Origin of the sequence: Microcystis sp. M53602_WE12, assembly GCF_030065455.1 — a bacterium.
Classification (GTDB): Bacteria; Cyanobacteriota; Cyanobacteriia; order Cyanobacteriales; family Microcystaceae; genus Microcystis; species Microcystis aeruginosa.
Window position 1 is genome coordinate 1 of sequence record NZ_JASJFB010000418.1, and the last position, 8,601, is coordinate 8,601.

Here is an 8,601-nt window from a genome sequence, read left to right on the forward strand (position 1 = left end):
CTCGATGAGGCCATCCCTGTTACTCGCGTTAATTCTTCTTGATTTTGGATGGGGAGCTACAGGGCAAAAGCGTTTTGTATTCTGTATTCCTTGCTACATTCTGAATTTGGAATTGCTGGCTATTTTTAGCAAAAAACCAGAGCATCAATAGAACAATAGCGATCGCCAGTCCGCTAAAAACAGTATTTTTATGCTGCTCTAACTGCATGGGTGCGGGGGATTCTTCTTTTTTCTGTTTATTTGTCCCCTTTTTAAATTGCGGTGTACTATCGGGAAGTTTCTCTAAATCGGGAATCTTCGTCATCCACTCATCTGGGCGTTTGAGACGGGGAGCTTCGATAATATAAAGCAGACGCTTGGCCTGTTCGCGAATTTGATAGATAGGATGGGTAATAAGTTGCCTACAGATTTCACTAGCTTTCTCCCCCTCTCCTAACCCTTGATGGGCAGAAATTAACCAAATTTGAATCTCACCCCCTTCTCGGGAGCCTAAGGAAATTAAGGCTAAAGCCGCATTTAATTGCTGGACACTAAGACGATATTGTCCACGCTCAAAAGCACTGATTCCAGCTTGATAAAGGTCTTGAAAAGAAAGATTTTCGGCCACGGAGTCAAGATCGAGATAAATAAAATTTTACATAAGTATAGCAAGAGGTAAGAAGCAAGAGGAAACTTTGATCAGTATCAGATGTGAGTTTTCAGTTCACTGATGGTTCTTCGTTACTTGGTATGGTTTGATCGGGTGGCATAAATAGACTACATCCTTATCTGGCAAGAGACTTAATTGATTAGTTCGTTCTAGATGGAAAACAATTGACAAAAATCGCCAAATGTCTTTCTATATAAGGGTTTCATCTCTTATAACCCCGTCTATTGCCTAACACAAACAAAAAGAACCTCACTTGATTACTGTTTACTGTTCACTGTTTACTGATCACTGAAAAGCTCCCCACCTCCGCCATTGAGAATGAGAATCTCGGCAAAAATCCGGTACACTTTCTGCTAAACCTGTTCAACCCGCACGGTATGAAAGAGATTAATCCCCTGTTGCTAATTATATTAGTGATCGCCACTACAATAATCAGTCTAGTTTTAGGGATTCTATTTGGCAAAAAAGCGGCCTTGTTAGGAATTTGGGCAGTTCCCGCCATGGTCGCTTCTTTTATCCATCCCCGTCTGGGATTATTAGCCCTAATCATCTATCTTCCCCTGAGTAATACCTTCGCTTTGTCTGTGGTGAGAGTTTTTCAGGTAGTGGGCAACTTTATTGGCATAGAGCCCTCCTATGCTCTCTACAAAATCGCCAAGGATGCCTTTTATTTCGCCGCTTTAGCGGCAATTTTAATTAAAACAAAAACTTTTAAACAATTACGCCCCAAAATCAAGCCTTTTCTCATCACAGCTTTGATTTTACTTGCCAGCAGCTTGATAACTTTTCTTTTTGTCAATCTGCCCCAAGGAGCAATTGCTGTGGGAATTGTGGGATTAAAAATCCTCCTCAGTTATATTCCCCTAGTTCTCTGTGGGTACTATTTAATCGAGCAAAAACGAGATTTATTCATGGTTAACCGAGTTTTAATCGTGATGATCTTAGTCTGTTGCGGTTTAGCTCTAATTCAATACTTCTTACTCGTCCAAGGTATCTGTCCTGACAATGAATTCCTCAATCAACTCGAAGTCCGTGTCCCGAAATCTGACAGCCAATTTTATCCGGATATTACCGAAAAAGCCACCTTGAAAGCTCAATGTTTTGTCGGCGGTTCATTGTTGTATAATCCCGATCGAGGCTTAATTCGTCTCCCCGGCACATTTTCCGATCCTTGGCAATGGGGTTGGTTTTTAGTATCTAGTAGCGTCATCAGTTACGCGGCCAGTTTTAGTGATCCGCAAAAAAGATGGCGCGTCGCTGGTTGGGTGGCCATGGTTTTAGTCTTGCTTGCGACTCTGGTTTCTGGACAAAGATTACCTTTTTTGCTAGTACCTTTGTTTTACTTGGTTCTTTTTATTGTTACTAGCAAAAGTAAACGAAAGTTACCATTAAAATTGGGAATCTTGGGACTGATTTCCCTGCTCGCGGTGACGTTAATTCCCTTTATTCAGGAAAGAGGGCTAAATTTTATCGGTCGCTGGCTATATTCGTCTCCCATTGACTTTGTAGGCAATCAAATGCAGTTGAGCTTCAGATATGTACAGCTTTTTGGTTTTGGTTTAGGCAGAGCCAGCAGTGGCGCTCTTCATGTAGCGGGAGAAGAAGGGATAAGACTAATTGAAACCTACTACGCTAAACTCGTCCACGAAATCGGTATCATCGGTTTTATCGCTTTTATGGCACTGGTGACAATTCTCTGTATTCTCACCTTTAAAGCCTATTTAAAAGTAAAAAATGCTGCTTTAAAGCATTGGGGTCTCTGTATCTGGATTTTTATACTTTTTATTAGCTATAACCCCTACTATTATCCTCTCTCCGTCGAGCCTGTTTCTGTTTACTATTGGTTATTCGCTGGAATATTGCTAAAACTGCCGGAAATCAGCGACAAATTGGAAGATGATGCGAGATTTTCCCAAAAAAATCAAGTGGAGAATTAAGAGGATTTTTATCGATAATTACATTATCTCTCGACTGATAGGAGTTAACCGCAATGACAGCAGAAACCGTTACCTATTCCCTGGAATCTGTCCTTAAGGAAATTAAAGATAGTATTAAAGGTGTTGATCGAAAGCTAGACACCTTCCAGAAAGATGTTGAGCAAAAGCTAGACAATCTCGAAAAAAGGTTTGATCAAAAGCTAGACAATCTCGAAAAAAGTTTCGAGCAAAAGCTAGATAATCTCGAAAAAAGGTTTGATCAAAAGCTAGACAATCTCGAAAAAAGTTTCGAGCAAAAGCTAGATAATCTCGAAAAAAGGTTTGATCAAAAGCTAGAAACTTTACAGAAAAATGTCGAGCAAAAGCTAGAAACCCTACAGAAAAATGTCACCGATGTCAAGATAGGACTAGCAACTTTAACAGAGAAAGTCGATAGTATGGATAATCGACTGATCAAGGTGGAAGGAACCCAAAGTAACCAAATTTGGACATTAATAACTCTTTTGAGTGGTTCCTTGATTGCTGTGGGGTTCCGTGCTTTTTTTATGGGCAACAATCCCTAGTCGCTCGCTGTAGAGTAACGAGACTTTCTCGCTTGTCCCACCCGACACGCTGCCCCCAGGAAAAACTTTTTCGGCAAGCCCCTGTTTTTTTTATACACTTTATTTAGGGTTTGCTGAAAAAGTTTGTTGGTGGGGTTAGGAGTCGGTCGTCAGTAGCCGGTCGTCGGTCGTTTCAGGCTTTGTTGCCCTCTCTTTTCGTACCATTTTTGTACTACAAGAAGGATAATGCAAGGTTTTTGAAGGTCCCAATCCGATTTTCGCAGCATGAACATCGGATTTTAACAGGTCAAAAGCCTTATTTTAAAAGGGTTTTACCATTATTCAGCAAACCCTATTTAAATAGTTTGAGTTATAAGATAACCGGCATGACTCAACTCACACTGCGCCCTAGTGTCTTAATTGTCGATGATTTGCCCAATAATGTGCGGCTATTGTCGATTATGCTCACCGAGAAGGGCTATCAGGTACGCAAAGCGATTAATGGACAGATGGCCCTGAATACAGTGCGATCGCTAATTCCCGATCTGATCCTCCTCGATATTAATATGCCCGATCTCAATGGTTATCAAGTTTGTGAACAGTTAAAAGCTGATGAAAAAACCAGAGAAATTCCCGTGATTTTTATCAGCGCTCTTGATGATGTCTTAGATAAAGTCAAAGCTTTTCAAGTGGGAGGTGTCGATTACATTTCTAAACCTTTTCAAGGGGAAGAAGTGATGGCCCGCATCGAAAATCAATTAACTATTTGCCGTCAAAAAAAACAACTCCAAAACGAAATTAAAGAACGTCAAAAAACTGAGGAAACTTTAGAAATTTATCTTCATGCCGTCTCTCACGATCTCCGCAATCCCGTGATCGGGATGTCAATGATCTTAAATAATTTAATTAAAAATTCTCAGGGAGAAACTAAAGAAGTATCCCAGAAGATTTTACAACAGATGGCCAACAGTTGCGATCGACAATTAACTTTAATTGATTCTCTCGTCGAAACCCGACAAAATGATCTTTGGGGAGTTTCCCTAGAACTAAAGCCTTTATCTCTCTACGAAATTGGTCAACAGATCAGTCAGGAATGGGAGTTAAGATTAAAGGAAAATCAAGCAACTTTAATTAATAATTTTCCCCCCGATTTACCCTTAGTTAATGCCGATGCTCACCATCTCTGGCGAGTTTTTGAGAATTTATTAGCCAATGCCCTTAAACACAATCCCCAGGGGATAATTATCACTTTATCCGCTAGACTAGAGGGCAATTATCTCCGGTGTAGTATTGCCGATAATGGGGTGGGAATTAGCGAAACCCAGAGAAAAAAATTATTTGATCGCTATCAACGAGGCAATAATAATCATCAGATTAGTTTAGGACTAGGTTTATATCTATGTCGTCAAATTATCCATGCTCACGGGGGCGAAATTGGCATTATGAATAATGACGAAAAAGGTTCACAATTTTGGTTTACTTTGCCCTACTAAGCTGTTGACTAAGTAGGTAGATGTTAAAAACTTTCAGACACCCCCCTTATCAAGGGGGGATTAAGGGTGGATCTATCTTCAATTTAATTATAACCAGCTACTTATCTACATTACTCGTTAAGACTGTCTATGAGCAGGAAGAGCCAGTTTAAACATTTGTTTTTTCCTGTTACCGGGGAAAGAAAGGGCTAAGATCTATTTAGATCAACTATCTTCACTTGCCATGGCCGCTAATGCCGACTATTCTGCCCATTCTAGCCTTAACTTGCAACAACCTTGGCATACCTATCCGGTGGAAACCACCCTATCTATCCTCGGTAGTTCGGCTGTTAATGGCCTCAATAGGGAGCAAATCGCCGAAAGAATTAAATATTATGGCAAAAATGAACTACAAGAACGTCCAGGGCGCAGTAATTGGCAAATTCTCCTAGATCAGTTTACCAATATTATGCTCCTGCTCTTAATTGCCGTGGCCATAATTTCTGGGGGACTAGATTTACTAGCATTACAGCGCGGTCATCTGGCTAAAATTGGTGTTCCCTTCAAAGATACGATCGCTATTTTAACAATTGTCATCCTCAATGGCATCCTCGGCTATCTGCAAGAAAGTCGCGCCGAAAAAGCTCTGGCCGCTTTAAAAAAACTTTCCTCTCCCCAAGTTAATGTTATTCGCGAGGGTCAACGCAGAGAAATAGACGCGGTTAATCTCGTCCCCGGGGACATCATGCTGATTGAAGCGGGAACCCAAATCAGTGCCGACGGCCAAATTATCGAAGCTTTTAACCTGCAAATTCGCGAATCGGCCTTGACAGGAGAGGCAAATAGTGTTAATAAATCCGCCTCCATTGACCCCTTAGACAGAGATACTCCCCTCGGCGATCGCTTAAATTTTGTCTTTACCGGAACAGAGGTACTGCAAGGCCGGGCCAAGGTCATCGTTACCAATACGGGGATGACAACGGAATTAGGCAAAATCGCTCAAATGTTAGCAACAGTCGGCAATGAACCCACTCCTCTCCAAAAAAGAATGACTCACTTGGGTAATGTCCTTGTTGCTGGTTCTCTCATTCTAGTGGCCCTAACTATTACCATCGGCCTGATCAATGCCGGTTGGTCGGCCCTAGAGGAATTAGTGGAAGTTTCCCTTAGTATGGCAGTAGCCGTCGTTCCCGAAGGATTACCCGCAGTTATCACCCTAACGCTCGCCCTAGGTACCCAACGCATGGTCAAACGTCAGGCCTTGATTCGTAAACTGCCGGCAGTAGAAACCCTTGGTTCCGTTAATGTGATCTGTTCCGACAAAACTGGGACGCTAACGGAAAATAAAATGACCGTGCGGGAGATAGAGACAATTAATCGCAATTTTTCGGTGACAGGGGAAGGATATAGCCCAAAAGGACAATTTTTAGACTCCAAGCAACGGGCGATCGATCCCAAAACCGATCTAGAATTACATCATCTTTTAATTGCCAGTATCCTCTGCAACGATGCCAGTTTAAACCTCGATAACGGTCACGATAGCATTTTAGGCGATCCCACGGAAGGAGCCTTATTAGTTTTAGGGGCGAAAGCGGGCTTAAATTTATCCCTAACCAAGCAAGAGTTCCCTAGAATCGCTGAAATCCCCTTTTCTTCTCAAAGAAAGCGAATGTCGGTCATTTGTCAAGGAGTCAATCCCGTACTATTTACCAAAGGTTCCCCGGAATTAATCCTTGAACAATGTCTCTCCTACCAATCGGGATTAGAAAGTCTTCCTTTTGGGGATAGGGAAAAAGAAAAAGTCTTAGTCGCTAACAATGCTATGGCTAACAGGGGTTTACGAGTCTTAGGATTAGCCTACAAAAACCTGATTTATCCGCCAGAATCAACTGAAATCAGCGAAGATGCCCTAATTTGGTTAGGAATGGTCGGTATGATCGACGCAGCGCGACCGGAGGTACAAATCGCCGTGGCTAGGTGTCGAGAAGCGGGAATCCGTCCAATCATGATCACCGGTGATCATCAATTAACCGCTCTAGCGGTGGCTAAAAGTCTTGGTATTGCCCAAGCGGGAGCTTTAGTCATCTCAGGGCGAGAATTAGATAAATTATCACCAATTCAGCTAGAAAACATCATTGACAAAACTAACATCTATGCCCGTGTCTCCCCCGAACATAAATTAACTATTGTCCGCGCCTTGCAAAAAAAGGGTAAATTTGTTGCTATGACCGGAGATGGGGTGAATGATGCTCCGGCCTTGAAACAAGCAGATATAGGTATTGCCATGGGAATCGCTGGCACCGATGTCACCAAAGAGGCTAGTGATATGATTCTCCTTGATGATAATTTTGCCACCATCGTCGCTGCCACGGAAGAAGGGCGAGTGGTTTATAACAATATTCGCAGTTTTATTAAATATATTCTCGGCAGTAATATCGGGGAAGTGATTACTATCGCTGCTTCGCCTCTTTTGGGTTTAGCTACTCCTCTCACTCCCCTACAAATTCTCTGGATGAATTTAGTTACTGATGGTTTACCTGCTTTAGCTTTGGCAGTGGAACCCGCTTCTCCTAATATTATGCGTCGCCCTCCTTTTAGTCCCCAAGAAAGTATTTTTGCTCGCGGTTTGGGCAGTTATATCGTGAGAATTGGGATTATTTTTTCGATTATTAATATCACTCAAATGTTGATCGCTGTGCGCTTGGATCCACTTTTTGGTAATACTGGTTCATGGAAAACTATGGTTTTTACTACTCTCTGTTTAGCTCAAATGGGTCATGCCATTTCCGTGCGATCGAGCGATCATCTTACCATAGAAATGAATCCTTTGACTAATCCCTATCTCTGGGTAGCAGTAACCCTGACGACAATTTTTCAACTGATGTTAATCTATGTTCCTGCCCTGCGGGATTTTTTCGGCACTCAATTTTTAACTAAAGAAGAATTATTAATCTGTTTGGGATTTAGTACCTTATTATTCGTTTGGGTGGAGTTAGAAAAATTATTTACCCGTTGGTATCATCGGCGATAATCAGGGAGTTTTTTTCATTGTTCAGTAAACAGTGAATTGAAAACTCAAATCTGATAACTGATAAACCCCATCCACTGGGAAAACCGTAGTTTGGCTTTTTCGGCTACGATTCTTATATAGGGTTTGCGGCAAAAAGTACGGGCGAAGCATTCGGATAGAAAATCTACGGTTTCATCGATAGGTTATTGCCCGAATGCTTCGCCCCTACAGGACGCGGGCCGATGAAGACGCAAGGTTTTGAAGCACGATTCTCTCAAAATCTTGCACCTGTTTCCAGAGAAAAGCCAGAAAGCCCCTACCTTGCCTACATTTCACATTTATTCAGCAAATCCTACATAGTAATAATTTTAAGGTTTAGTGCCTTGGCCGTGAAATTCCAGTTCTCTAGCTGATTGCGATTTGGCTTACTATTAAAAATTGTTTTGATCTAAAATTGAGTTAGCAATATTGTATTGGGAGTATCAAACAATGGAACCAGTTTCTCTGATTATCGCCGCCTTGACTGCCGGTGCGGTTGCTGCGGCTAAAGATACGGCGGAAAAAGGTGTTAAAGATACATATCAAGGTTTGAAAACCTTGATTAAGCGTAAGTTTGCTAATGATGCTTTAGCACAGGCAATGGTAGAGGCAAAACCAGAGGATATCAAGAAAGCTGAAGGTTTGTTAAAAGATAAAATTGTCGAAGCGGGGGTTGATAAAGATAATGAAATCACTAAATTAGCCCAAGATTTACTAGACAAGCTCCAAGAACAACCCGGTGGACAACAAATTATCACCCAAAATATCAGTAATGTTAAATATGCTGCTACCTCTGGCACGGGTAATGCTAGTAAGTAGTCATGCAAAATTAATTACCCAAATAAAAAATTAAGAAGTATAATACATAAAAAAACGAAGCAGCAGGAAAATACAATGAGATTGATTAGAGACCTAAACCCCGAGAGCCAGAAAATGCTAGAGAGAATTTATC

General features: G+C 41.5%; 5 protein-coding genes and 1 pseudogene. 5 read left to right on the forward strand and 1 reads right to left on the reverse strand.

Features of this window, described 5'->3' with window-relative positions:
* Positions 1-118 precede the first annotated feature (118 nt).
* Positions 119-607 (reverse strand): annotated as a pseudogene (locus tag PX482_RS14100) (hypothetical protein); the annotation flags it as partial.
* A 419-nt stretch (positions 608-1,026) separates the two neighbouring features.
* Between PX482_RS14100 and PX482_RS14105 the strand changes: the two are divergent.
* The 5 genes from PX482_RS14105 (at position 1,027) to PX482_RS14125 (ending at position 8,468) form a co-directional block, all read left to right on the forward strand.
* Positions 1,027-2,586 (forward strand): hypothetical protein, encoded by a 1,560-nt coding sequence (locus PX482_RS14105; RefSeq protein ID WP_002758541.1) that lies wholly within the window; start codon positions 1,027-1,029, stop codon positions 2,584-2,586.
* 53 nt (positions 2,587-2,639) lie between these two features.
* Positions 2,640-3,149, forward strand: a complete 510-nt coding sequence (locus tag PX482_RS14110) for a DUF4164 family protein (protein WP_002758542.1) — start codon at positions 2,640-2,642, stop codon at positions 3,147-3,149.
* A 365-nt stretch (positions 3,150-3,514) separates the two neighbouring features.
* Positions 3,515-4,621: a hybrid sensor histidine kinase/response regulator gene (locus PX482_RS14115; protein WP_043999005.1), complete on the forward strand. Its 1,107-nt coding sequence runs from the start codon at positions 3,515-3,517 to the stop codon at positions 4,619-4,621.
* Between the two features lie 223 nt (positions 4,622-4,844).
* Entirely contained in the window at positions 4,845-7,631 is a 2,787-nt protein-coding gene (locus PX482_RS14120; RefSeq protein ID WP_288122575.1) for a cation-translocating P-type ATPase, read from the forward strand.
* A gap of 468 nt (positions 7,632-8,099) precedes the next feature.
* Positions 8,100-8,468 (forward strand): Het-E N-terminal domain-containing protein, encoded by a 369-nt coding sequence (locus tag PX482_RS14125; protein WP_288027684.1) that lies wholly within the window; start codon positions 8,100-8,102, stop codon positions 8,466-8,468.
* Positions 8,469-8,601 lie beyond the last annotated feature (133 nt).